The sequence below is a fragment of the Shinella sp. WSC3-e genome, from assembly GCF_945994535.1.
Lineage (GTDB): Bacteria > Pseudomonadota > Alphaproteobacteria > Rhizobiales > Rhizobiaceae > Shinella > Shinella yambaruensis.
In genome coordinates, this window is record NZ_OZ000530.1 from 3095924 (window position 1) to 3120125 (window position 24202).

Here is a 24202-nt window from a genome sequence, read left to right on the forward strand (position 1 = left end):
AGGCAAAGTATATCTCACCTAAGGTGAGGCGACTCGCCGCACGGTCTCCCCGAACAAGAAAGGGCGCTAGGAAGGCGCCCTCTCCGGTCCATGAATGACCTCTCCCAGACACGTCAGACGTAGCGGTTGACGACGTTTTCCAGGAGTTCCTGCCTGCCGGAGCGCGGCTGCGGATTGATGCCGCCGGCAAGCACATAGGCTTCCAGCGCGTCCAGCGAGGAGCCGCCGGACAGTATCTTCTGCGCTTCCGGCGTCTGCCAGCCGGCATAGCGCTCGGCGAGCGGACCGGACAGCGCCTTGTCCTCGATCATGCGGGCCGCGGCCTTCACGCCGCGCGCACAGCAATCCATGCCGCCGATATGGCCGATCAGGAGATCGGCCGGATCGATCGACTGGCGGCGCAGCTTGGCGTCGAAGTTCGTGCCGCCCGTGGTGAAGCCACCGCCGGAGAGCACCTGGTAGAAGGCGAGCGCCATTTCCGGAACATTGTTGGGGAACTGGTCGGTGTCCCAGCCGGACTGGTAGTCATTGCGGTTCATGTCGATCGAGCCGAAGATGCCGAGCGCATTGGCAAGCGCCAGCTCATGCTCGAAGGAGTGGCCGGCGAGGATCGCGTGGCCCTGCTCGATGTTGAGCTTCACCTCGTTCTCCAGGCCGTATTTCCTGAGGAAGCCGTAGACCGTGGCGACGTCGTAGTCGTACTGGTGCTTGGTCGGCTCCTGCGGCTTCGGCTCGATGAGGATCGCGCCCTTGAAACCGATCTTGTGCTTGTATTCGACGACCATGTTGACGAAACGGCCGAGCTGGTCGAGCTCCTGGCCGATATTGGTGTTGAGCAGGGTCTCGTAGCCCTCGCGGCCGCCCCACAGCACGTAATTGTCGCCGCCGAGGCGGTGCGTGGCGTCGATGCAGGTCTTCACCGTCGCCGCGGCGAAGGCGAAGACATCCGGATCCGGATTGGTCGCCGCGCCCCCCATGTAGCGGCGGTTGGAGAAGAGGTTCGCCGTGCCCCACAGCAGCTTCACGCCGGTCTCGGCCTGCTTCTTTTCAAAGTAGTCGACGATCTCGTTGAGGTTCTTCGTGTTCTCGACGAAATCCCTGCCCTCCGGCCGCACGTCCGCATCGTGGAAGCAGTAGAAGGGAACGCCGAGCAACTGGAAGAATTCGAAGGCGACGTCGGCCTTCAGCTTGGCCGCCTGCATGGAATCCTCGAACCACGGACGCTCGAAGGTCTGCCCGCCGAAGGGGTCGCCGCCCGGCCAGACGAAGGTGTGCCAGTAGGCAACGGCAAAGCGCAGGTGATCCTCCATGCGCTTGCCGAGCACGATCTCGTCGGGATTGTAGTGGCGGAAGGCGAGCGGGTTGGTGCTGTCGGGGCCTTCATATTTGATCCTGGCGATATCGCCGAAGAAGCCGGTGGCCATGGGTGTCTCCTCTGGTGTGCTTGCTGGTCAATAGGCGGCGCGGATTGCCGGATAGAGGCGGCGATAGCGCTGGTAGGCGTCCTCGTAGGCGGCGCTCAGCGCCGTCTCGGGTTCGATCGTCTCGGCCGTCGCCGGCGCGCTGCAGACCGCAACGGGGTCCGCACCGGTTGCCGCGACGAGGCCGAGGCGGGCGGCACCGAAAGCGGCGCCGAAATCGCCGTCCGCCGGCAGGTCGACGGGCAGGTTCAGCGCGGTGGCGATCGATTTCAGCCAGTAGCGCGAGCGCGAGCCGCCGCCGATGGCGGTGACGCGGGAGAGCACCGTTCCGGCGGATTTCAACGCTTCGAGACTGTCGCGGATGGCGAAGGAGACGCCTTCGAGCACGGCCTGCGTCAACACCGTGCGACTGCTCTCATGGCCGAGGCCGAGAAAGGCGCCGCGGATCGCCGCATCGTTGTGCGGCGTGCGCTCGCCCGAAAGATAAGGCAGGAAGGTGACGCCGGACGGCGCTTTCAGCGCATCGCCGAGTTCCTGTGTCAGGTCTGCGGCGGAGGCACCGGTGACGCGCGAATGCCAGTTCAGCGCATCGGTGGCCGACAGGATTACGCCCATCTGGTGCCACGTGCCGGGCAGCGCATGGCAGAAGGCGTGCACGGCGCTTTCCGGGTTCGGCAGGTAGCTGGCATTGGCCGCAAACAGCACGCCCGACGTGCCGAGCGAGACGAAGGCCGCCCCCTCGCGCACCGTGCCCATGCCGCAGGCCGAGGCGGCATTGTCCCCCGCGCCGCCGGCAACGACGATACCGGCGCCGAGGCCCCATTTTGCGGCAAGCTCCGGCCGCAGGATGCCGGCGGCATCGGTGCCTTCCACCAGCGCCGGCATCTGGCGCTCGTCAAGCCCGGTCGCCGCCAGCAGTTCGCCAGACCATTTGCGCGCGCCCGTATCGAGCCAGGAGGTGCCCGCCGAATCCGACATTTCCGACATGTGCTCACCGGTGAGCCAGACGCGCAGAAAATCCTTCGGCAGCAGGACCCAGCGGACTTTCGCGAAGATATCCGGCTCGTTGTTCTTCACCCAGGCGAGTTTCGGCGCGGTGAAGCCGGGAAAGACGATGTTGCCGGTGATCCGGCGAAAGCGTGGATCCGCATCGAGCGCCGCCGCCTCGCAGTGGCTGCGCGTGTCGTTCCACATGATGCAGGGGCGCAGCACCCTGTCCTCGGCGTCGAGCAACGTCGCGCCGTGCATGTGTCCGGACAGGCCGATGCCGCGCACGGCGGCGAGCCCGGCGGGATGGGCGGCGCGAAGGCCGGCGATCGCCTCCTCCGTCGCGCGGATCCAGTCCGCCGGATCCTGCTCGGACCAGCCGGCCTGCGGCCGCGCGGTCTTCACCTCCGTGCTGGAGGCCGAGCCGACGACCGTCTGCTCCGCATCGATCAGCATGGCCTTGACGCTCGACGTGCCGAGGTCGATCCCGAGATACATGGCGTTCTCCCTAGTTGCCGTCATCCCCGTCCGGGCCGGCCGGAAGGTTGTCCTTGATGAAGATGTCGAGGCGGATGCGCTCCTGCGCCGCGATGACGGGCAGGCCGTCCGCCTTGGCACGCAGAACGCGGATGGCGCTGCGCACCTCGTGGCCGGCATCCTGGTTGAGCACGGCATCGATGGTGCCGGTTTCGAGCGCGGTGCGGGTATGGTCCGTCAGTTCGTGGGCGATCACGCAGATATCGTCGCGGTCGCCGGCGGCAAGCGCCGCGACGAGGCCCTGGTTGCCGGCACCGAGGCTGTAGATGCCGGCAAGGTCCGGAACGGCGGCGAGGCACTCGGAAATCAGCGCACGGGAGCGGGCAGGATCGTCCTGCCCCTCCAGCACCGGCAGGATCGCGCGCGTGACGGGCATATCCGCCATCGCAGCGCAAAAACCCTCCAGGCGCTCGCGATGGTCGCGCACGCGCATCGAGCCGGCGAGCACGGCGACGGGGCCGGGCCGGCTACCGAGGAAACGCCCCATCAGGCTGCCGGCCGTGCGGCCTGCGGCAATGTTGTCGACACCGACGAAATGATCGCGGCCGGAACCGGCAAGATCGGAAACCAGCGTGACAAGGGGAATGCCGGCCGCATGCGCCCGACCGATGGCCGCGGAGACCTCCGGCGCATCCACCGCGACGGCGGCGATGCCGGAGACCTTTTCGGCAATGGCGCCGTCGATGGCCTTCGCCAGCGCGCCGGCGTCGAAGGCGGGAACGGTGACGACGGCAAGCCGGGTGCGCTCGCTCGCCGAATGCATGCCGGCGCGGCGCACCTCCGCCTCGAGCCCGCGCATGAAGGGATTGTCGCCCGCCGGCAGGATGAAGACGAGCGGATAGACCCGGCTCTTGGCAAGGTTCGCCGCCGCCACGTCGCGCACATAGCCGAGCGCCGCAATCGCCGCCTCGACCCTGGCCCGCGTCACGCCGCGAACGCCGGCCCGGCCGTTCAAGACGCGGTCAACGGTGGCGAGGCTGACGCCCGCCTTGTCGGCAATATCGTGAACCGTAGGTCTCATTTCTCCTCCGTGCCGAGACCCATAGAGGAATTTCTGATGTACGTAAATCAGAAATTTTCACGCTGCTGCCCAGCCGTGATTTTTCAGCCCGAAAAGCGCTTGCTGAAGGCGTGGGTAAAGATGATCGCACCCGGCCTGTCCCCCGCGCGGGCAAGCACGACGTCCATGAATCCGTCCGTGACGCGGACGAGCGCAAAGCCGCCCAGGAAGGCCGCGATGGGCTTGAAGATATCGTAGCCCTCGCGGTTGTAGATCATCGGCGTCGGATGCTCGTGGCCGTGGAAGATGCCGACGACGTTGTACCCCTTCAGTGTCGAAAGCAGACCGGCACGCTCCTCCTCCGTCCACCAGTGCGCGGAGCCGGCGCCCTGCGGATCGAAGGTCTTTGCCGCCGGATCCCAGTGTTCGGTGGAAAACCGGTCCCAGCCGTAGTGCTGGAACAGCACGACCGGCCGGCCATCCGCCGCATAGGTGGCAAGGTCCTGCTTCAGCCAGGGCAGGCCGCTGATGGCGCCCTTGGTATCGTCGCCGCCGAAGCGCTGGAGCTGCACGAGATGCAATCCGCCCCAGTCCCAGGAGAAATTGTCCGACTCGATATCGTAGTTCGTCACCGGCACCGGCGCCTTGTAGAAGACGGTGGAGCGGTGGTTCAGCTCGACATAGTCGCGCAATTCGCGCCGGTACCAGTCGAGATGCGGCGGCACGCCGTCCTGGTCGAGGTCGTGATTGCCGAGGCCGTTATAGACCGGATAGTGCACGCGGTCCGGCCCCGTGCCCTGCTGGTAGCGGCTGGCGAACTGCTGGAGCTGCCGCCCCTCACCCGGCACCTTTACCTGCCCGCCGCCGTCATCCGTCATGTCGCCGCCGAGCACCAAGCCGAGCGGCGGCGCGATGGTCGTGCCGGCGCCGGCAAGGCCGGACGGCCTGCCGTCGATCTCCCCCGGCCAGGCAAGGCCGCCGACCGCATTCACCGCCGCGACATGCCGCAGCAGCGCCGCATCGGTCTTGCCCTCGTCCGCACAGTTGGGGCTGAGCCCGTCCGCCGAGACGAGGCAGGCATGCACGTCGCAGGAGAAGAGGAAGGTCGCATCCGTCGCCGGCCGGGCCGCGCGCGAAGGGAACACCGGCAAGGCAAGCGAGAGCCCCAAGCCGCCGGCGGCGGTGAGGAGACGACGGCGCGTGGGATCGAACGACAAGCGGGCCTCCGGGCAGGGACAGGACCACCCCATTGTGACGGAGCGATCCCGATCACCGCAAGAGGCAGGTTCAGTGCCCGCTGCCCCGCACCGCGCCCTGCGGCTTGCGGATCGCCAGCACACAGAAGATGAGCGTCGCAAAGAGGCCGGTGAGCAGCACGAAGATGTCGATGAAGGACAGGATATAGGCCTGCTGCTGCACCATGCCGGCCATCTGCTTGACGGCGATGGCGGGGCCGTCGAGGCCATGGGCGCTGTAGTTCGCGGCCATGCTGTTCATGCGCTCGACGGCTTCGGGATTGCCCCACTGCACATGCTCGGAGAGGCGCAGGTAATGCTCCTGCGAGCGCTGGGTGAGGATCGTGTTGATGACCGCGAGCCCCACGGCGCCGCCGAGATTGCGCGTCAGGTTGAAGAGGCCGGAGGCATTGCGGATGCGGTCGGGCGAGAGCGTGCCGAGCGCCACATTGTTGATCGGCACCATGCAGATCATCAGCGAGACGCCGCGCAGGATCTGCGGCACGAGCAGTTCGTAGAAATCCCAGTCGGCCGTCAGCTGCGTCATCGACCAGGTGCCGAGCGCGAAACCGCCGAAGCCCATCATCATCATGACGCGCGGATCGAGCCGCGACGACATCATGCCGGCGATCGGCGCCGTGCAGAACATGGCAAGGCCGGAGATGAACAGCGTCTCGCCGATCATCAGCGAATCGTAGCCGCGGATGCGCGCCAGATAGAGCGGATAGAGATAGGTGAGGCCGTAGAGGCCGATGCCCATCGTGAAGGAGAAGATCGAGCCGAAGGCGAAGTTGCGGTTCGCGAAGGCGCGCAGGTCCACCACCGGGAACGGCACCTTGAAGGCGCGCCAGAAGAAGACCACGGCGCCGACCACGACGGCGACGGATCCCATGACGATATGCTCGTCGCTGAACCAGTCCTTGTTGTTGCCCTCTTCCAGCACATATTCGAGCGAGCCGAGGAACACCGCCATGGAAATGAGGCCCCACCAGTCGAAGCGCTTCATCAGGCTGAATTCCGGCTTGTCGAAGTCGATGAGGTTCCAGGTCAGCACCGTGACGATGATGCCGGGGATGATGTTGACGAGGAACAGCCAGTGCCAGGAGAAGGCGTGGCTGAGATAGCCGCCGACCGTCGGGCCGATGGTCGGCGCGAGCGTGGCGACGAGGCCGATCATCGGCGAGACGACCGACCGCTTGGAGGGCGGGAAGATGGTGAAGGCGGCCGCGAAGACCGAGGGGATCATGCCGCCGCCGATGAAGCCCTGGATGGCGCGGTAGACGATCATCTGATCGATGTTCGTCGCGGTCGCGGCAAGCGCGCTCGCCAGGGTGAAGCCGGCGGCCGAGAAGGCGAAGAGCACGCGCGTCGAGACGATGCGCGCCAGCGTGCCCGACAGCGGGATCATGATGACCTCGGCGATGAGATAGGAGGTCTGCACCCAGGCGATCTCGTCGGCGCCTGCGCCGAGGCCGGCCTGGATCTCCGAGAGCGAGGCCGAGACGATCTGGATGTCGAGGATCGACATGAACATGCCGAAGACCATCGCGAAGAACGCGACGACGCGGCGGACGGGAACCTTGTCGGCCTGCGCGGGCGCCGCCGTCAGGGCGCCGGCTGCCGGTTGAGCGGTCGCGGCCATCGCCCGCGCTCCCTTGCTGGAGGTCTCTACTCGGCCCGGGCGGCGAGCGCCGTGCCGGCCGGCGCCGTGCGGCTGTCGACGTCGACGACGACGCTGAGGCCGGCGCGCAGCTTGCCGCTGTCCAGCACCTCCCGGGGGATGGCGATGCGAACCGGCACGCGCTGCGTGACCTTGGTGAAGTTGCCCGTGGCGTTTTCCGCCGGCAGCAGCGAGAAGACCGAGCCGGAAGCCGGCGCGATCGAATCCACCGTGCCGACAATGTCGTCCTCCTCGAAGGCATCGACATGCAGATGCACTTTCGAGCCCGGCACGAGACGGGCGATCTGCGTTTCCTTGAAGTTCGCCTCGACATAGAGGTCCTTCACCGGAACAAGGGCCGCAAGGCGCTGGCCGGCCGAGACGAGATCGCCGACCTGCACGGAAATATTGCCGACGACGCCGTCATAGGGCGCCTTCAGCACGGTGAAGCCGAGGTCGCGCTCGGCCTTGTCGCGGGCAAGCTCCAGCGTGCGGATCTGGCTTTCGGCCTCCGCGCGCTGCGCCTCGAGCACGGTGATGGCCGCCTTGGCGGCAACGATATTGGCATCCGCGCCGACGAGATTGGCCTTGGCCTGGTCCAGCGCCACGGTGGCGCTGTCGAGCGAGGCGGTGGTGCCGACGGCCTTGGCGTTCAGCTCCTTGGCGCGCTTTTCGGCGACTTGCGCGCCGCTGAGGGCTGCCTGGTAGGCCGTCTTCTGGGCATCCGCCTGGGCAAGGCTTGCCCTGGCGCCTTCGATCTGCGCGTCGATGCGGCCGAGCGAGAGCTTCTGCGTCGCGATCTGCGCCTCGGCCTGCTCGCGGGCGAGCCGGTAGTCGCCGTCATCGAGCGTGACGAGCGGATCGCCGGCCTTCACCGTCTGGTTGGCGACGGCGTTGACCACGGCCACATAGCCGGAAACCTTGGGGGAGATGGAGGCGATATCGCCCTCGACATAGGCGTCGTCCGTCGAGATCATGAAGCGGCCGTTCGTCCACCATTCATGGCCGTACCAGCCGGCGGCGGCGATGAGGGCGACGGCAAGGATCGGCAGCGCGAGGCGCCGGCCGCCCTTTCTGGTCTCCGGCTGGGCCACGGTGGCGGCGGGTGCAGCCTCCGCCGTGGTTGCCGGCCGCGCCTCGGCGGTCTCCGCCTCGAAATCATCGTTGACCGGACGAACCTTCGCCGTGCCGGCGCCATGGGAAGTCGACATGGGCTTGCCACCATCTCTGGGATAAAATTCCGAACTGAACCGTTCGGTTCGATTTGACATAGTCCTCTTTCTCGCGCATATCAAGTAGAAATCGAACCGATCGGTTCGAAATAGCTGGCGAGGCTTCGAGCGCGGGAACGGAGATGCAGACGACGGAAGAAAAATCGGCAGCCCCGCATACGGGCCGCCGCATTGCCGGCGAGGATCCCGCCAAGCGCGAGCAGATCCTCGACGGCGCGAAACGCGTGTTCATGGAACAGGGCTTCGAGGCCGCCAGCATGAACGACATCACGCGTGCCGCCGGCGTTTCCAAGGGCACGATCTACGTCTATTTCGAGAACAAGGAAGACCTGTTCGGCTCGATGATCGAGCGCGAGCGCCGGCGGATCACCGAAACGGTGCGCCATGTGCTGGACGGCAGGAAGCCTATCACCGAGACGCTGAAGGAATTCGGCACGCTGTTCGCCACCCACATGACGGCGGACCAGACGATCCGTGCCATGCGCATGGTGATCGCCGCCAACCATCGCCTGCCGAAGCTCTGCAGCCGCTTCTTCTCCGCAACGCCGATCAACCCGGTGTCGGTGCTGCAGGAATATCTCGACCGCCAGGTGGCGGCGGGCATCGTGGTTTCGGACGACACGACGCACGCGGCCAAGCAGTTCATCGAGCTCACAACGGTCGGTCTTTTCAAGCCCCGCCTCTTCGGCGCGATGGAGGAGGTGCCGCCGAAGGCCGTGATCGAGCAGAACGTCACCTCGGCCATAAGGGTCTTTCTCGCAGCCTATGGCGCGAAGCCGTAGAGCCGGGAAAACCGCCTGCCGACCGTCCATCAGATGACGAAATCGTGATATGAGCTTGAACGGCCCTCGCTCAGCTTGTCAGCGGTCAAATTCTGCATAAATACGGAAGTCCATTCTCAAACCCGTATTTGGAGAGGAAGACCGGATGGACAGCATTCTTGCGCTCGTGCAAGACCCGGCCGCCTGGATAGCCCTCATCACGCTCATCGTGATGGAGGTCGTTCTCGGCATCGACAACCTTATCTTCATCTCGATCCTGACGAACAAGCTGCCACCCGAGCATCGCGAACGGGCCCGCCGCATCGGCATCGGCCTCGCGCTCATCATGCGCCTTGCGCTGCTCGGCACCGTCGCCTGGATCGTCCAGCTCACCACCCCGGTCTTCGAGGCCTTCGGCCATGGCTTCTCCTGGAAGGACATGATCCTGATCGCCGGCGGCCTCTTCCTCGTCTGGAAGGCGACGAAGGAGATCCACCACAATGTCGATCCCATCGACCACAAGGAGGACATGGTCGGCGGTGCGGTCTCGACGACCTTCACGGCGGCGATCGGCCAGATCCTGCTGCTCGACCTCGTCTTCTCCATCGACAGCATCATCACGGCCGTCGGCATGACGCCGCACCTGCCGATCATGGTGGTCGCCGTCCTGGTTGCCGTCGCGGTCATGCTGCTCGCGGCGACCCCGCTTGCCAACTTCATCGAGAAGAACCCGACGATCGTCATGCTGGCGCTCGCCTTCCTCCTGATGATCGGCACCACGCTGATCGCCGAAGGCATGGGCTTCCATGTGCCGAAGGGCTATGTCTACGCCGCCATGGCCTTCTCGGCCCTTGTCGAGGTGCTCAACATGTTCTCCCGACGGGCGCGGCAAAAGAGCAAGGCCTCGGGCCACTAGCACAGAAAGACTGGCGGGACGAAGGCCCCGCCGGCTTCCGTTTGGAAGGGTGTCGAAGACGGGCCGGACGGGTGGGGAGCTCGACTGCCGTTTCGTTGGCCACGGGAAGAAACCGGAAAAACGCCCGCATTCTCCATCTCCGTCGCGTCCGGTTGACACGGCCCGCCTTCTCTTGGCAAACCTTTCGCCGGGTGGATTGTTCCGCGAAAGTTTGTGACCGGTTTGCGCGTCGTGCAGGAACCGGAAAGGCCCGTACGGAATTCATGCCGAGCATCGTCCCGCCGCACGGACCAGAACATGACCCTTGAGCAGACCTTCGCCTTCGTCGTCATCTCACTTATGATGGCGGCGTTCATCTGGGGACGGTTCCGCTACGACCTCGTTGCCTGTTGCTCGCTGCTTCTGGCGCTCACGCTCGGCATCGTGCCCTTCGACAAGGCCTTTTCCGGCTTCAGCGACGACATCGTCATCATCGTCGGCAGCGCGCTGATGGTGAGCGCGGCCGTCGCCCGCTCCGGCATCGTCAACCTCGCGGTCAAGCGCTTCTTCCCGAACCTCACCGCCGGCCGCGCGCAGCTCGCGCTGCTGCTCGTCTCCGTCGCGGTGCTCTCGGCGTTCATCAAGAACATCGGCGCGCTCGCCATCATGATGCCGCTCGCCTTCCAGTTCGCCCGGAAATCCGGCACGCCCGCCTCGAAGTTCCTGATGCCCATGGCCTTCGCCGCGCTGCTCGGCGGCCTGATGACCCAGATCGGCACCTCGCCGAACATCGTCGTCTCGCGGCTGCGCCAGGAGATCACCGGCGAGAGCTTCACCATGTTCGACTTCACGCCCGTCGGCGCCACGCTGGCGGTCTACGGCATCCTCTTCATGCTGTTCTTCAACCGCATCGTGCCGGAACGCACGAACAGCAATGCCAGCATCGAGGAATCGCTGGAGGCCGCCGCCTATTCCTCCGACGCCACGGTGGAGGAAGGCTCGCCCTCGGTCGGCAAGTCGCTGAACGACGTGCTGAAGCATGGTGACGGCGAGGTGATCGCCACCGCCATCATCCGCGGCCATGTCCATCTCTCCCCGCTGCCCGACGTGCGCCTTGCCGCCAGGGACACGATCCTGATGGAGGGCACGGCGAGCGCACTCGACAAGGTCGTTTCCGCCGCCGGCCTGATGCTGTCCGGCAAGCCGATCCGCGCCGGGCGCGGCGAGGAAGGCGAGATCAGCGCCATCGAGGCCGTCGTCGGCAACGATTCCCGGCTGATCGACATTTCGGCGCGCAGCATCGCGCTGTTCCATTCCTACGGCATCAACCTGCTCGCCGTCAGCCGCCAGGGCGAGCGGCTGCGGGAAAAGCTCTCCGAGGTGCGGCTGCGCCCCGGCGACATGGTCGTGCTGCAGGGCAACAACCGCACCCTGCCGACGCTCTTGCCGGAACTCGGCCTGCTTCCCCTCGCCCAGCGCGAAATCCTGCTCGGCGCCCCCCGCCGGGCGATCATCCCCGTGCTGGTGCTGATCGCCGCCATGGCCTCCACCGCCGTCGGCCTCGTGCCGGTGGCGACCGGTTTCTTCGCCGCCGCCGTCGCCATGGTGCTCTTCCGCGCCGTGCCGCTGCGCGAGGCCTATGCCGCGCTCGACGGGCCGATCCTCATCATGCTCGCCTGTCTCATCCCCGTCTCCGACAGCCTGCGCACGACGGGCGCCAGCGAGCTCATCGCCGGCTGGCTGGGCGATGTCGCCGTGCACCTGCCGCCCTTCGGCGCGCTCGCCCTCATCCTTCTGACCGCCATGGCCGTCACGCCCTTCCTCAACAATGCCGCGACGGTGCTGGTCATGGCGCCGATCGCGGCGAGTTTCGCCGGCGCGCTCGGCTACCGGCCGGAGGCCTTCCTGATGGCGGTGGCGATCGGCGCGGGCTGCGATTTCCTCACCCCCGTCGGCCACCAGTGCAACACGCTGGTCATGGGACCGGGCGGCTACAAGTTCGCCGACTATCCGCGCGTCGGCCTGCCGCTGTCCTTCCTCATCGTGCTGGTCAGCGTGCCCGCGCTGCTCTACGTCTGGCCGGTGCAATAGGCCGGACTGACTTTTTCTTGACGTGCCGGGCTGAATATGGTCTCACCCAGCCCAACGGAAGGCCCTTTCCCGCCGCATATCCGGCGCAAAACCGGGCTCTCCCTCCCTAACGTGACGCCTTCGACGCCGGAACCTCCGGCCGGGGGCGTAAAACCATGTCAAGACGGGCCAAACCATGAGCACTTCCGCAACCGCCTCCGGCGTTCGCGTACGCATCGCACCCTCCCCGACCGGCGAACCGCATGTCGGCACCGCCTATATCGCGCTGTTCAACTATCTCTTCGCCAAGAAGAACAACGGCACCTTCATCCTGCGCATCGAGGATACGGACGCCACGCGCTCGACGCCCGAATTCGAGCAGAAGGTGCTGGACGCGCTGAAATGGTGCGGCCTCGAATGGTCGGAAGGCCCCGACATCGGCGGCCCCTACGGCCCCTATCGCCAGTCCGACCGCAAGGACATCTACCGCCCCTTCGTCGACAAGATCGTCGAGAACGGCCATGGCTTCAAGTGTTTCTGCACGCCCGAGCGGCTGGAGAAGATGCGCGAGGCGCAGCGCGCCGCAGGCAAGCCGCCGAAATATGACGGCCACTGCCTGCATCTTTCCGCCGAGGAAGTGGCCGCGCGCGTCGAGGCGGGCGAGCCGCATGTCGTGCGCATGAAGATCCCCACGGAAGGCTCCTGCAAGTTCGTCGACGGCGTCTACGGCCCGGTCGAAATCCCGTGGGACGCCGTCGACATGCAGGTCCTGCTCAAGGCCGACGGCATGCCGACCTACCATATGGCGAACGTCGTCGACGACCATCTGATGAAGATCACGCATGTCGCGCGCGGCGAGGAATGGCTCGCCTCGGTGCCGAAGCACATCCTCATCTACCAATATCTCGGCCTCGAGCCGCCGGTCTTCATGCATCTGTCGCTGATGCGCAACCACGACAAGTCGAAGCTCTCGAAACGCAAGAACCCGACGTCGATCTCCTACTATTCCGCGCTCGGCTACCTGCCGGAGGCGCTGATGAACTTCCTCGGCCTGTTCTTCGTCCAGATCGCCGAGGGTGAGGAGATGCTGACCATGGATCAGCTCGCCGAAAAGTTCGACCCGGAGAACCTGTCCAAGGCGGGCGCGATCTTCGACATCCAGAAGCTCGACTGGCTGAACGGCCGCTGGCTGCGCGAGCAGCTTTCGGAAGAGGAATTCGTCCAGCGCGTGCTTTCCTGGGCGATGGAGAACGACCGCGTCCGCCAGGGGCTGAAGCTCTCGCAGTCGCGCATCTCCAAGCTCGGCGAGCTGCCCGACCTTGCCGGCTTCCTGCTGAAATCCGACCTCGGCCTGACGCCGGAGGCCTTCGCCAAGGTGAAATCCACGCCGGAAGAGATCCTCGAAGTCCTCAATCAGGTGCAGCCGGACCTTGAAAAGATGCCGGAATGGACCGTCGAGAGCATCGAGGCGGAACTGCGTGCGAGCGCCGACCGGCTCGGCAAGAAGCTGAAGGTCGTCGTCGCCCCGCTCTTCGTCGCCGTCTCCGGCTCGTCGCGCTCGCTGCCGCTCTTCGATTCGATGGCGATCCTCGGCCGCTCCGTCGTGCGCCAGCGCCTGAAGGTCGCGGCGCAGGTCGTCGCCTCGATGGTGGGCAGCGGAAAGTAAGGAACAAGAAAGAATGAACGAAAAGACAGAAACCGCCCTTTCCTCCGACCCGACGGAGGTCCGCCGCCAGAAGCTCGGCCAGCTTCGCGAGACGATCGGCGACGTCTATCCGGCACATTTCCACCGGACGATGACGAATGCCGAACTTGCGGAAAAATACGAAGGCCTGGCGCCCGACACGGAAAGCGGCGACGTGGTGACGGTTGCCGGCCGCGTCTATTCCTCGCGCAATTCCGGCATGTTCATGGACATCCATGACGCCTCGGGAAAAATCCAGATCTTTTCGCACAAGGACACGACGCCGGAGGAAGCCCGCGCGCTGCTGCCGATGATCGATCTCGGCGACATCATCGGCGTGACGGGCGTCGTGCGCCGCACCAAGCGCGGCGAGCTGACGATCAACGCGCAGGACATCGTCATGCTGACGAAGACCCTGCTGCCGATGCCGGAAAAATGGCATGGCGTCTCGGATGTCGAGATCCGCTACCGCAAGCGCCACCTCGACATCATGACCAACGAGGAATCCAAGCTCCGCTTCCAGCAGCGCTCGAAGATCGTCTCCGGCATCCGCCGCTTCATGGAGAACGACGGCTTCATGGAAGTCGAGACGCCCATGCTGCACTCCGTCTATGGCGGCGCGACGGCCGAGCCCTTCAAGACGCACCACAATACGCTGAAGCTCGACATGTTCCTGCGCATCGCGCCGGAACTGTTCCTGAAGCGCACGCTGGTCTCCGGGCTTACCGACAAGGTGTTCGAGATCAACCGCAACTTCCGCAATGAGGGCGTGTCCACCCGGCACAATCCCGAATTCACCATGATGGAGTGCTACTGGGCCTATGCCGACTACGAGGACATCATGGACCTCGTGGAACGCCTCTTCGCCGAGCTCGCGGTCAAGATCCACGGCTCGACCGAATTTTCCTACGGCGACAAGGAAATCTCCTTCAAGGGCCCGTTCAGGCGCGTGCCGATGCCCGATGCGGTGAAGGAAGCCACCGGCATCGATTTCCTCGCCATCAGGACGGACGAGGAGGCCCGCGCCGCCGCCAAGGCCGCCGGCTTCGAGGTCGAGAAGGACTGGACCTGGGGCGAATGCCTCGCCTTCATCTTCGAGGAGAAGGTCGAGCCGACGCTGATCCAACCCTCGCACGTCACGCACTTTCCGAAGGACATCTCGCCCTTCGCCAAGGAAGTGCCGGGCGAGCCGCGTCTCGTCGAGCGGTTCGAGACCTATTGCAACACCTGGGAGCTCGGCAACGCCTTTTCGGAGCTGAACGATCCGGAAGAGCAGCGTGCCCGCATGGTCGAGCAGCTGGAACAGGCGCATGCCCGCGGCGAAAAGGCCAAGCAGCTCGACGACGAGTTCCTGGATGCCATCGACCAGGGCATGCCGCCGGCCGGCGGCCTCGGCATCGGCGTCGACCGCCTGATCATGCTGCTCACCAACGCCCCGTCGATCCGCGACGTCATCCTCTTCCCGGCACGCCGGGCAAAGGCGGATTGAGGGCTGACGCGGCTGATGCCGGCCACCTCTTGTCTTATTTCGTCCTTGGCTCTTGCCCCTCACCCTCTCCCCGCAGACGGGGAGCGGGGACGTGGCCCACGACCGGCTATTGGTTGAGGAAACGAGCGCGTCCTACCCCCTTCTCCCCGTTTACGGGGAGAAGGTCGCGGCAGCGGGATGAGGGGCACCCCCTCTTCTACCCCGTCAATGTTCGCTGGCGGCGACCTCGTGCGACCCTTCTTCGGCCGGCGCCTCGCCGTGGCCGCCCTCGGCCTTGGCCTCAGCGTGGCCACCCGCTCCCTCGACCGCATGCGGATCGACGCAATCCGCCCGATCCTCCATCGCGGTGACGATGGTCTTGATCTCGTCCAGCGACAATTCCTTGCGCTCACCATAGAATTCGCCGTTGCCCGCCGGCTGGCCGGTCGTGTAGCGCGCGACGAACGGCGCCGTCATGCCCGGAATGGCGGAAGGATTGCGTGTGAAGAGCACCTCGGCGCCGATGGCGCGGCCGCGCATGTCGGCCCGGTTCACCGGGCCGGCGGCATCGAGCAGGATGACCTGGTAGAGATCGGCCTCCTCGTGATTGGACACGGCGCCGGCGACACGCAGTGCCGTCTTGACGCGTGTATCCCCGTCCCTGGCGTCCGAACGTACATATTTGCGCAGCCAGTGCTGGCCGTTGCGCTCGAGGCGGACGGTGGACACCGTCGTGCAGGCGGCGCCCGACACCTGTTCCGCCGGCGGTCCGAGCAGCGCATCGCGCCCGACGAAGATCGCGGCGGCCCCCGACGCGCCCGTCAGCACGACGACGCCGGCGACGATGATCAGAAGCTTCCGGGACAAGCGGAAAGAGGTCGGAAGGAACTTCACGGGCGGTGGTCTTCTCTTGAAACGCAGGAACACGAACGCGCCGAGAGCACGCGAACTGCACGCACTCTACCGGCCGGGCGTTTCGGAAGTTTTAAACGCCGGACGTCCGATTTCGGGACGTTGTTGCGAATGATTTGCAATTGCGTTGACAGGGCGAAAACAGCCCTATAGTTTAATGCAACTCATTCGCAAAAGCAGACAAGGAGAGCCGATGCTCCGCCGTTCATTCCATGCCCTTCTCCTCAGCCTGCCGCTCCTTGGCGCGGCCCCTGCCCTGTCTCCCGCCCTTGCCCAGGAAAAGCCGAAGGTCGTCACGACCTTCACCATCATCGCCGACATCGCGGCGAATGTGGCGGGCGACGCGGCCGTGGTGGAATCGATCACCAAGCCGGGCGCGGAGATCCATAACTACCAGCCGACCCCGCGCGACATCCTGAAGGCGCAGGACGCCAAGCTCGTTTTGTGGAACGGACTGAACCTCGAGCTCTGGTTCCAGAAATTCCTCGCCAATCTCGGCGACGTGCCGAACGTCACCGTCAGCGAGGGCGTCGAGCCGATGAGCATCGTGCAGGGTCCCTATGAGGGCAAGCCGAACCCGCATGCCTGGATGTCGCCGGCCAACGCGCTCATCTATGTCGAGAACATCCGCAAGGCGCTGGTCGCGCTCGATCCCGCCAATGCCGCGACCTACGACGCCAATGCCAAGGCCTACAGCGAGAAGATCACCGCGCTCGGCGTGGAGATGAAGGCGAAGATCGACGCATTGCCCGAGGAAAAGCGCTGGCTCGTCACCAGCGAGGGCGCCTTCAGCTACCTCACCCGCGATTTCGGCCTCAAGGAACTCTTCCTCTGGCCGATCAACGCCGACCAGCAGGGCACCCCCATGCAGGTGAAGGCCGTGATCGACGCGGTGCGCGAACACAATATCCACGTCGTCTTCTCTGAAAGCACCGTTTCCGCCGATCCGGCAAAGCAGGTCGCCGCGGAGACCGGCGCGGCCTATGGCGGCGTGCTCTATGTCGACTCGCTGAGCGAGGCGGACGGCCCCGTGCCGACCTATCTCGACCTCCTGCGCGTCACCTCCGAAACCATCGTGAAGGGTCTTTCACAATGATGATGGGCGGCAGGCCGAAGAAGGTGGACGGCATTCTCGCCGAAGACGTGACCGTCACCTATCGCAACGGCCACACGGCGCTGACGCATGCCAGCTTCTCCGTTCCCAAGGGCACGATCACCGCGCTCGTCGGCGTCAACGGCGCCGGCAAGTCCACGCTCTTCAAGGCGATCATGGGCTTCGTGCCCGTCGCCGCCGGCAAGGTGACCATCCTCGGCCTTTCCGTGAAGGAGGCGCTGAAGAAGAACCTCGTCGCCTATGTGCCGCAGGCCGAGGAGGTCGACTGGACCTTCCCCGTGCTCGTCGAGGACGTCGTGATGATGGGCCGCTACGGCCACATGAACTGGCTGCGCATCCCGACGAAACGCGACCACGAGATGGTCGACGAGGCCCTGTCGCGGGTCAACATGAGCGATTTCCGCAAGCGCCAGATCGGCGAGCTCTCCGGCGGGCAGAGGAAGCGCGTCTTCCTCGCCCGCGCGCTCGCGCAGGAGGGCCAGGTGATCCTGCTCGACGAACCCTTCACCGGCGTCGACGTGAGGACGGAGGAGCAGATCGTCGAGCTGCTTGGCAAGTTGCGCGACGAAGGCCGCGTCATGCTGGTCTCCACCCACAATCTCGGCAGCGTGCCGGATTTCTGCGACCGCACCGTCTTCGTGAAGGGCACCGTCATCGCCTCCGGCCCGACGGCCGAGACCTTCACCGAAGCCAATCTGGAGCGCGCCTTCGGCGGCGTGCTGCGCCACTTCATCCTCGGCGGCCGCGACCTGCACGACGACGAGGACAAGCGCTCCGTCAAGGTCATCACCGATGACGAGCGCCCCTTCGTCATCTACGGCGAGCGCGAGGCGGAGAAGACGCCGTGATCGACACGCTCCTCGAACCCTTCGGCTACGGCTACATGGTGAATGCCATGTGGGTGAGCGCGCTGGTCGGCTGCATCTGCGGCTTTCTCTCGGCCTATCTCATGCTGAAGGGCTGGTCGCTGATCGGCGATGCCCTCTCCCATTCCATCGTGCCCGGCGTTGCCGGCGCCTACATGCTGGGCCTGCCCTTCGCGGCCGGCGCCTTCCTCTCCGGCGGGCTTGCCGCCGCCGCGATGCTCTTCCTCAACCGGAAGACCCGGCTGAAGGAAGACGCCATCATCGGCATGATCTTCTCCTCCTTCTTCGGCCTCGGCCTCTTCATGGTCTCGCTCGCCCCGACGCCGGTGAACATCCAGACCATCGTGCTCGGCAACATCCTCGCCGTCAGCCCCGAGGATACGATCCAGCTCGCCATCATCGGCGTCGTCACGCTCGTCATCCTGCTTCTGAAGTGGAAGGACCTGATGGTCACCTTCTTCGACGAGAGCCACGCCCGCTCGATCGGCCTCAACCCGACGGGCCTGAAGATCCTGTTCTTCACGCTGCTCAGCGCCTCGACGGTCGCGGCCATGCAGACCGTTGGCGCCTTCCTCGTCATCGCCATGGTGGTGACGCCGGGCGCGACCGCCTACCTGCTGACGGACCGCTTCCAGCGGCTGATCACGATCGCCGCCGCGCTCGGCGCCGGCACCAGCCTCGTCGGCGCCTATATCTCCTATTTCCTCGACGGGGCGACGGGCGGCATCATCGTCGTGCTGCAGACGGCCATCTTCCTCCTCGCCTTCCTCTTCGCGCCGAAGCACGGCCTTCTTGCCGCGCGCCGCAGGGGCCGCCTCGCCCTCGAAACCCTGGAGGCGAAACAGCCATGAACGAGACGCTCGACCTTGCGATCATGCCCTTCCAGCTCGCCTTCATGCAGAACGCCTTCCTGGTGACGCTGATGATCGCCCTGCCGATGGCGCTGCTCTCCTGCTATCTCGTGCTGAAGGGCTGGTCGCTGATGGGCGACGCGGTCTCCCATGCCGTCCTGCCGGGCGTCGTCATCGCCTATGTCGTGGGCCTGCCCTTCGCCACCGGCGCCTTCGTCGCGGGCCTGTTCTGCGCGCTTTCGGCCGGCTACCTCAAGGACAACAGCCGGGTCAAGGAGGATACGATCCTCGGCATCGTCTTTTCCGGCATGTTCGCGCTCGGCCTCGTTCTCTATGTCAAGATCCAGCCGGACATCCATCTCGACCACATCCTCTTCGGCGACATGCTCGGCATCGGCGCAGCCGATCTCGTGGAGACGGCGGCGATCGCCGCAGCCTCGACGGCCTTCATCCTCCTCTTCCGCAAGGATCTGCTGGTGCAGGCCTTCGACCGGCAGCACGCCGCTGCCATCGGCCTGCCGGTGAAACTGCTGCACTACGGCCTGCTCGCCGTGCTGTCCCTCGTCGTCGTCGGCGCGCTGAAGGCGGTCGGCATCATCCTCGCCATCGCCATGCTGGTCGCGCCAGGCGCCATCGCCGCCCTCCTCACCCGGCGTTTCCCGAGCATGCTCATGGTCGCCGTCGCGGTCGCCCTCGGCGCCACCTTCTTCGGCATCTGGCTGAGCTTCCTCATCGACAGCGCCCCCGCCCCGACCATCGTGCTCCTGATGACCATCCTCTTCGTGCTCGCCTTCCTGTGGCAGGTGCTCCAGAGCCGCAAACCCGTGCAGGAAGCAGGTAAGCAGGCCTGATCCGGCCCGGCCTGCCGCTCAGTCGACAGCCGGGCGCTTTCCGTCTATCGTCCGCCGCGATCCGCCGTTCCTGCTTCGCGGGCGGCGGCACAACGAACGAAAACAACACGCAACGGGACGGCATGGCGCATATCGGTATCGTCGGCGGCGGCCTCATGGGCTGCGCCACAGCGCTCAATCTGTTGGAACAGGGCCACAGCGTCACCATTCTGGAGCGGGACGCCGGCGGCCTGCCGGCCTCGGTCGGCAATGCGGGTATCCTGGCGGTGCCGGAAATCGATCCGCTCGCCCGGCTGGACATGCTGCTCTCCGTGCCGAAATGGCTGCTCGATCCGCTGGGGCCGCTGACCCTGCGCTGGCAGGATCTGCCGACGCTCACTCCCTGGCTCATCCGCTTCCTCCTTTCCGCGCGCGCCGGCAAGGCCGCCGAAAGCCGCATGGCCCTGCTCCACCTGATGAAGACGGCGGAGGCCGATCATGTGCACCTCGGCGCGATGGCCGGCCTCTCCGGCCATATGCGCGATACCGGCGCGCTGACGGTCTTCGACACCGTCGCGGCCCGCGACAAGGTTTTCACGCACGAGGCGGAGAATGCCCGGCTGGTCGGCTGCACCGTCGAGGCGCTGGACGTGGCGGAAGCCCGCCGCCGCGTGCCGGCCCTCTCGGGACCTTTTGCCGGCGCCATCTTCAACGACGGTTACAAGACCTTCGAATATCCGCTGACCTTCCTGCGCCGCCTGCAGGCGCTGCTGCGCGACCGGGCGGCGTTGATCGACGCCACCGTGTCGCGGGTCGCCCGGGCGGAGAGCAGCACTACCGTGACGACGGAGGGCGGCCGGACCTTCACCTTCGATCGCCTTGCGATCACCGCGGGCGTCTGGTCGCGCCGTTTCGTCGCCGATCTCGGCCTGAAGGTCCTGCTCGAAACCGAGCGCGGCTACAACACCACCTTCATGAACCCGTCGACGACGCTCGAAATGCCGGTCTTCTTCTCCGAGCATGGCTTCGTGGCGACGCCCTTCGAGAATGCACTGCGTATCGGCGGCGCGGTGGAGCTCGCCTCGCCGGACGCGCCCGCCAACTACAGGCGCGCCGCCGCCATGCGCCGGAAGATGCGCCGCTACGTGCCGGACCTCCAGGAGGAAGGCGGCACCGAATGGATGGGCCGGCGCCCCTCCACCCCGGATTCGCTGCCCGTCATCAGCCTGCATCCGGCCGATCCGCGCATCGCCTTTGCCTTCGGCCACGGCCATCTCGGCCTCACGCTTTCCGCAACGACCGGCCGCCATGTCGCCCAGCTTCTGGCCGGTGACGGTGAAAGCGCGCTTGCCCCCTTCTCCATCGCCCGTTTCCAGTAGGCGCGCGATCTCCATAACGACAAGAAGAAAGACACCCGCAATGCACAAGGTTATTTTCGACACGGATCCCGGCGTCGACGACGCGATGGCGCTGCTGTTCCTGCACAATCATCCCGAGATCGACCTCATCGGCATCACCACCGTCTTTGGCAATGCCGCCATCGAGACCACGACGCGCAACGCGCTGTTCCTGAAACGCGAATGGGGCATCGCGGCCCCCGTCGCCCGCGGCGAGGGCAAGACCTACAATCCGATGCGCAACCCGGTCGACTGGCCGGTGCTGATCCACGGCCATGACGGGCTCGGCAATATCGACGTGCCCGACACGGTCGACCTGCCGCTCGATCCGCGCCCGGCGCACCGCTTCATCATCGAGACCGTACGGGCCAATCCCGGCGAGGTGACGCTGATCGCCGTCGGCCGCATGTCAAACCTCGCCTATGCGCTGAAGGAAGACCCCGGTATCGCCGGCCTCGTCAGGCAGGTCATCATCATGGGCGGCGCCTTCGACGTGCCCGGCAACATCACGCCGGCCGCCGAAGCCAACATCCACGGCGACCCGGAAGCCGCCGACGCGGTGATGACGGCGCCGTGGAAGGTCGTGGTCGTCGGTCTCGACGTGACGATGAAGACGGTGATGACCCGCAAGCGCCTCGCCGAACTCACCGAGCGGAACGGCAGGCACCTGAAGCTGCTTTCCGACATCTCGCAATTCTACATCGACTTCTACGGCCAGCATGTGGAGGACGAGGGCATGGTGGTGCATGACAGCTGCGCTTGCATCTATCTCGTCGCCCCCGAGCTCTTCACCACCCGCCCCGGCGCCATCCGCGTCGTCGCCGGCGGCATTGCCGATGGCCAGACGATCCAGAAGCCGGACGCCCGCACATTCCCGCCCGGCAACTGGGACGACCTGCCGAGCCAGCACGCCTGCATCGGCATCGATGCGGAAAAGGTGATGGCGCTGCTCGACGAGACGCTCGTCCGCTGAGGCGCCTGCCCCTCACCTCCTATCCCCGCAAGCGGGGAGAAGGAGGATGTGGCGATGCCATACCCTATCAGCGATCACTCTGCCGCAGGCAGCGGGAGGGAGGAAGGCGGCGCGCCCATCGCTCCTCGCCCCGCTTGCGGGGAGAGGATGCCGGCAGGCTGGTGAGTGGCAACCCTCGCCCCGAGAGCCTGCTCAGCCCGGCGTGCCCGGCAATTGCCAGTCGATCGGCTTGCGGCCGTGCTTTTCGAGAAACGCGTTCGCCTTGGAAAACGGCCGCGAGCCGAAGAAGCCGTTATGGGCGGAAAGCGGCGAAGGATGGGCCGAGCGCAGCACGAGATGGCGGTCCCGATCGACGAAGGCCGCCTTCTTCTGCGCATAGGAGCCCCAGAGGATGAAGACGACGGGCTTTTCCTGCTCGTTGACGGCGCGGATGACCGCGTCGGTGAACCGCTCCCAGCCGCGGCCCTGGTGCGAGGCGGCGCGGCCCATCTCCACCGTCAGCACGCTGTTCAAAAGCAGGACGCCCTGCTTGGCCCAGTGCTCCAGGAAGCCATGACGGACCGGCGGGATGCCGAGATCGTCCTGCATTTCCTTGTAGATGTTGACCAGCGACGGCGGGATGCGCACGCCGGGCTGCACGGAAAAGCAGAGCCCGTGCGCCTGGCCCTCGCCGTGATAGGGATCCTGCCCGAGGATGACGACGCGCACCTCCTCGAGCGGCGTCAGGTCGAGGGCGCGGAAATATTCCGAGCCTTTCGGGAAGATGCGCCGTCCCGCCTGCTTCTGCTCCAGGAGGAAGGCCTTGAGGTCGGCCATGTAGGGGCTGGAGAATTCCGCCGCCAGCGGCGCCTTCCAGCTTTCCCCGACCTTCACTTCGCCCGCTGCCATCGCCCGCTCCCGTGTCTTCCTTCGAGAAGACGGAGTTTAACGCCTGACAGCGGCAAGAACCGGCGGCAGGGCCGCTCATCCACAGCTAATCTTGCCCGACGCCGAGTACCGTCATCAGGTTCTTCATGCGCGCAGCGGCGAGGTCCGGCCTGTCGAGCACGTTGGCCCGGTCCGCGAGGCGGAAGACGTCGACATAGTGCAGGAGGCCGCGGGCCGACTGCATGCCGGCCGGCATGGTGAAATGGTCCTGGTGGCCGTTGAGCCAGGCGAGGAAGACGACGCCCGCCTTGTAATATTGCGTCGGCGCCTCGAAGATCTTGCGCGAGAGCGGCACCGTCGGCTCGATGACGGCCCGGAAGGTGGCGGCATCGCCGGTCGCGAGCGCCGCCAACGCCTTGGAAGCCTGCGGGGCGACCGCATCGAAGATGCCGAGCAAGGCATGGCTGTACCTCTGCCCGTCACCCTCGATCAGCTCGGCATAGTTGAAGTCGTCGCCCGTGAAGCAGAGTACGCCCTCCGGCAGCCGGTTGCGCAACGCCACCTCACAGGCATTGTCGAGCAGCGATATCTTGATGCCCTCGACCTTGCCGCGGTTCTCCGCGATGATCGACAGGACCGTCTCCAGCGCAGGCGCGAAATCCCTGGAGCCCCAGTAGCCGGCAAGCTGCGGGTCGAACATGTCGCCCAGCCAGTGCAGCACGACCCTGTCCTTCGCCTGGCCGAGGATGCGACCATAGACCTTGCGGTAGTCGTCCGGCGAGGCCGCCAGGCGAGCGAGCGCTCGGCTCGCCATCATGATGGCCCGGCCACCGTGTTTCTCGACGAAACCGACCTGCTCCTCATAGGCCCGAATCACGTCGTCAAGCGAACGCGCATCGGCGGGGTCGAGTTGGTCCGTGCCCGCGCCGCAGGCGAGATCGGCGCCCGGCACGATCTTCGCCTCGGCCAGCGAGCGGCGGATCAGCTCCTGCGCGCCGGCCCAGTCGAGCCCCATGCCGCGCTGCGCCGTGTCCATCGCCTCGGCGATGCGGAAGCCGAGCGACCAGAGATGATGGCGGAACGCCATCGTGCGTTCCCAGTCGATGGCCGGCGCCTCCCAGGGTCGCGCGTCGCGACGCGGATCGGAAACCACATGGGCCGCCGCATAGGCGATGCGGTTGAAGACAGGCGCGACGGTGGGGCGCCCAAGCGGCGTCCCGACAAGATGGTAGCGGGCAAGGCCGCCATCCGGCTGCGGCAGGGTAAGGCTGATCGGCATGAAATCCTCCCGGTTTTTTCAGGGCAATAATTTAGATCGTTCCAAATTTCAAGCGAGATTTTGAAGGCGGCATTCGGGATCGCATAGCCGCTATTCGCCGGAACGGGATGGGAAACCATCCGCCCCGCCCTCCCCCGCCATCCTCGGCCTTGAGCCGAGGATC

20 protein-coding genes are annotated in these 24202 nt (G+C 65.8%); 11 read left to right on the forward strand and 9 right to left on the reverse strand.

Annotation, left to right across the window (positions count from 1 at the left end):
* Positions 1-113: 113 nt before the first annotated feature.
* The 6 genes from xylA to AABF56_RS15420 form a co-directional block, all read right to left on the reverse strand.
* Positions 114-1424 carry a xylose isomerase gene (gene xylA / locus AABF56_RS15395; RefSeq protein ID WP_272806595.1) on the reverse strand — a complete coding sequence of 437 codons (1311 nt, stop codon included), beginning with the start codon at positions 1422-1424 and terminating at the stop codon, positions 114-116.
* Positions 1425-1451: 27 nt separating this feature from the next.
* Entirely contained in the window at positions 1452-2906 is a 1455-nt protein-coding gene (xylB, locus tag AABF56_RS15400; RefSeq protein WP_272806596.1) for a xylulokinase, read from the reverse strand.
* 10 nt (positions 2907-2916) lie between these two features.
* A complete protein-coding gene (locus AABF56_RS15405; protein ID WP_272806597.1) occupies positions 2917-3966 on the reverse strand; it encodes a LacI family DNA-binding transcriptional regulator in 1050 nt (349 codons plus the stop codon).
* 83 nt (positions 3967-4049) lie between these two features.
* On the reverse strand, positions 4050-5195 hold the full coding sequence (locus tag AABF56_RS15410; protein WP_443021132.1) for a metallophosphoesterase: 1146 nt from the start codon (positions 5193-5195) through the stop codon (positions 4050-4052).
* Between the two features lie 37 nt (positions 5196-5232).
* A complete protein-coding gene (locus AABF56_RS15415) occupies positions 5233-6822 on the reverse strand; it encodes a DHA2 family efflux MFS transporter permease subunit (protein ID WP_272806599.1) in 1590 nt (529 codons plus the stop codon).
* Positions 6823-6848: 26 nt separating this feature from the next.
* Entirely contained in the window at positions 6849-8051 is a 1203-nt protein-coding gene (locus AABF56_RS15420) for an HlyD family secretion protein (RefSeq protein WP_272806600.1), read from the reverse strand.
* Positions 8052-8194: 143 nt separating this feature from the next.
* Between AABF56_RS15420 and AABF56_RS15425 the strand changes: the two genes are divergently transcribed.
* From AABF56_RS15425 to lysS, 5 genes are all read left to right on the forward strand, one after another.
* A complete protein-coding gene (locus AABF56_RS15425; RefSeq protein WP_272806601.1) occupies positions 8195-8854 on the forward strand; it encodes a TetR/AcrR family transcriptional regulator in 660 nt (219 codons plus the stop codon).
* A 145-nt stretch (positions 8855-8999) separates the two neighbouring features.
* A complete protein-coding gene (locus tag AABF56_RS15430) occupies positions 9000-9749 on the forward strand; it encodes a TerC family protein (RefSeq protein WP_244768198.1) in 750 nt (249 codons plus the stop codon).
* A 297-nt stretch (positions 9750-10046) separates the two neighbouring features.
* A complete protein-coding gene (locus AABF56_RS15435) occupies positions 10047-11819 on the forward strand; it encodes an SLC13 family permease (RefSeq protein WP_272806602.1) in 1773 nt (590 codons plus the stop codon).
* Positions 11820-11994: 175 nt separating this feature from the next.
* A complete protein-coding gene (gene gltX, locus AABF56_RS15440; RefSeq protein WP_272806603.1) occupies positions 11995-13464 on the forward strand; it encodes a glutamate--tRNA ligase in 1470 nt (489 codons plus the stop codon).
* A gap of 13 nt (positions 13465-13477) precedes the next feature.
* The gene (lysS, locus tag AABF56_RS15445) at positions 13478-14971 is read left to right on the forward strand and encodes a lysine--tRNA ligase (protein ID WP_272806604.1); all 1494 of its coding nucleotides are present in this window, start codon (positions 13478-13480) and stop codon (positions 14969-14971) included.
* Positions 14972-15175: 204 nt separating this feature from the next.
* Here the strand turns inward: lysS and AABF56_RS15450 are convergent, their stop codons facing one another.
* Positions 15176-15817: a hypothetical protein gene (locus AABF56_RS15450; protein ID WP_272806605.1), complete on the reverse strand. Its 642-nt coding sequence runs from the start codon at positions 15815-15817 to the stop codon at positions 15176-15178.
* Between the two features lie 238 nt (positions 15818-16055).
* Between AABF56_RS15450 and AABF56_RS15455 the strand changes: the two genes are divergently transcribed.
* From AABF56_RS15455 to AABF56_RS15480, 6 genes are all read left to right on the forward strand, one after another.
* Positions 16056-16958: a metal ABC transporter substrate-binding protein gene (locus AABF56_RS15455; protein ID WP_272806606.1), complete on the forward strand. Its 903-nt coding sequence runs from the start codon at positions 16056-16058 to the stop codon at positions 16956-16958.
* Positions 16955-17824 carry a manganese/iron ABC transporter ATP-binding protein gene (locus tag AABF56_RS15460; protein WP_272806607.1) on the forward strand — a complete coding sequence of 290 codons (870 nt, stop codon included), beginning with the start codon at positions 16955-16957 and terminating at the stop codon, positions 17822-17824. Before AABF56_RS15455 ends, AABF56_RS15460 begins: the two co-directional genes overlap by 4 nt.
* Positions 17821-18693, forward strand: a complete 873-nt coding sequence (locus AABF56_RS15465; protein ID WP_272806608.1) for a metal ABC transporter permease — start codon at positions 17821-17823, stop codon at positions 18691-18693. The genes AABF56_RS15460 and AABF56_RS15465 overlap by 4 nt, the downstream gene beginning before the upstream one ends.
* A complete protein-coding gene (locus AABF56_RS15470; protein ID WP_244768192.1) occupies positions 18690-19544 on the forward strand; it encodes a metal ABC transporter permease in 855 nt (284 codons plus the stop codon). Before AABF56_RS15465 ends, AABF56_RS15470 begins: the two co-directional genes overlap by 4 nt.
* A 122-nt stretch (positions 19545-19666) precedes the next feature.
* Positions 19667-20902 carry an NAD(P)/FAD-dependent oxidoreductase gene (locus AABF56_RS15475; RefSeq protein WP_272806609.1) on the forward strand — a complete coding sequence of 412 codons (1236 nt, stop codon included), beginning with the start codon at positions 19667-19669 and terminating at the stop codon, positions 20900-20902.
* A gap of 40 nt (positions 20903-20942) precedes the next feature.
* Positions 20943-21893, forward strand: a complete 951-nt coding sequence (locus AABF56_RS15480) for a nucleoside hydrolase (protein WP_272806610.1) — start codon at positions 20943-20945, stop codon at positions 21891-21893.
* Between the two features lie 192 nt (positions 21894-22085).
* Here AABF56_RS15480 and ung read toward each other — a convergent pair whose 3' ends face one another.
* Both ung and AABF56_RS15490 read right to left on the reverse strand, forming a co-directional pair.
* Entirely contained in the window at positions 22086-22781 is a 696-nt protein-coding gene (gene ung, locus AABF56_RS15485; protein ID WP_064331266.1) for a uracil-DNA glycosylase, read from the reverse strand.
* Between the two features lie 85 nt (positions 22782-22866).
* Positions 22867-24039: a dihydrodipicolinate synthase family protein gene (locus AABF56_RS15490; protein ID WP_272806611.1), complete on the reverse strand. Its 1173-nt coding sequence runs from the start codon at positions 24037-24039 to the stop codon at positions 22867-22869.
* Positions 24040-24202: the final 163 nt, after the last annotated feature.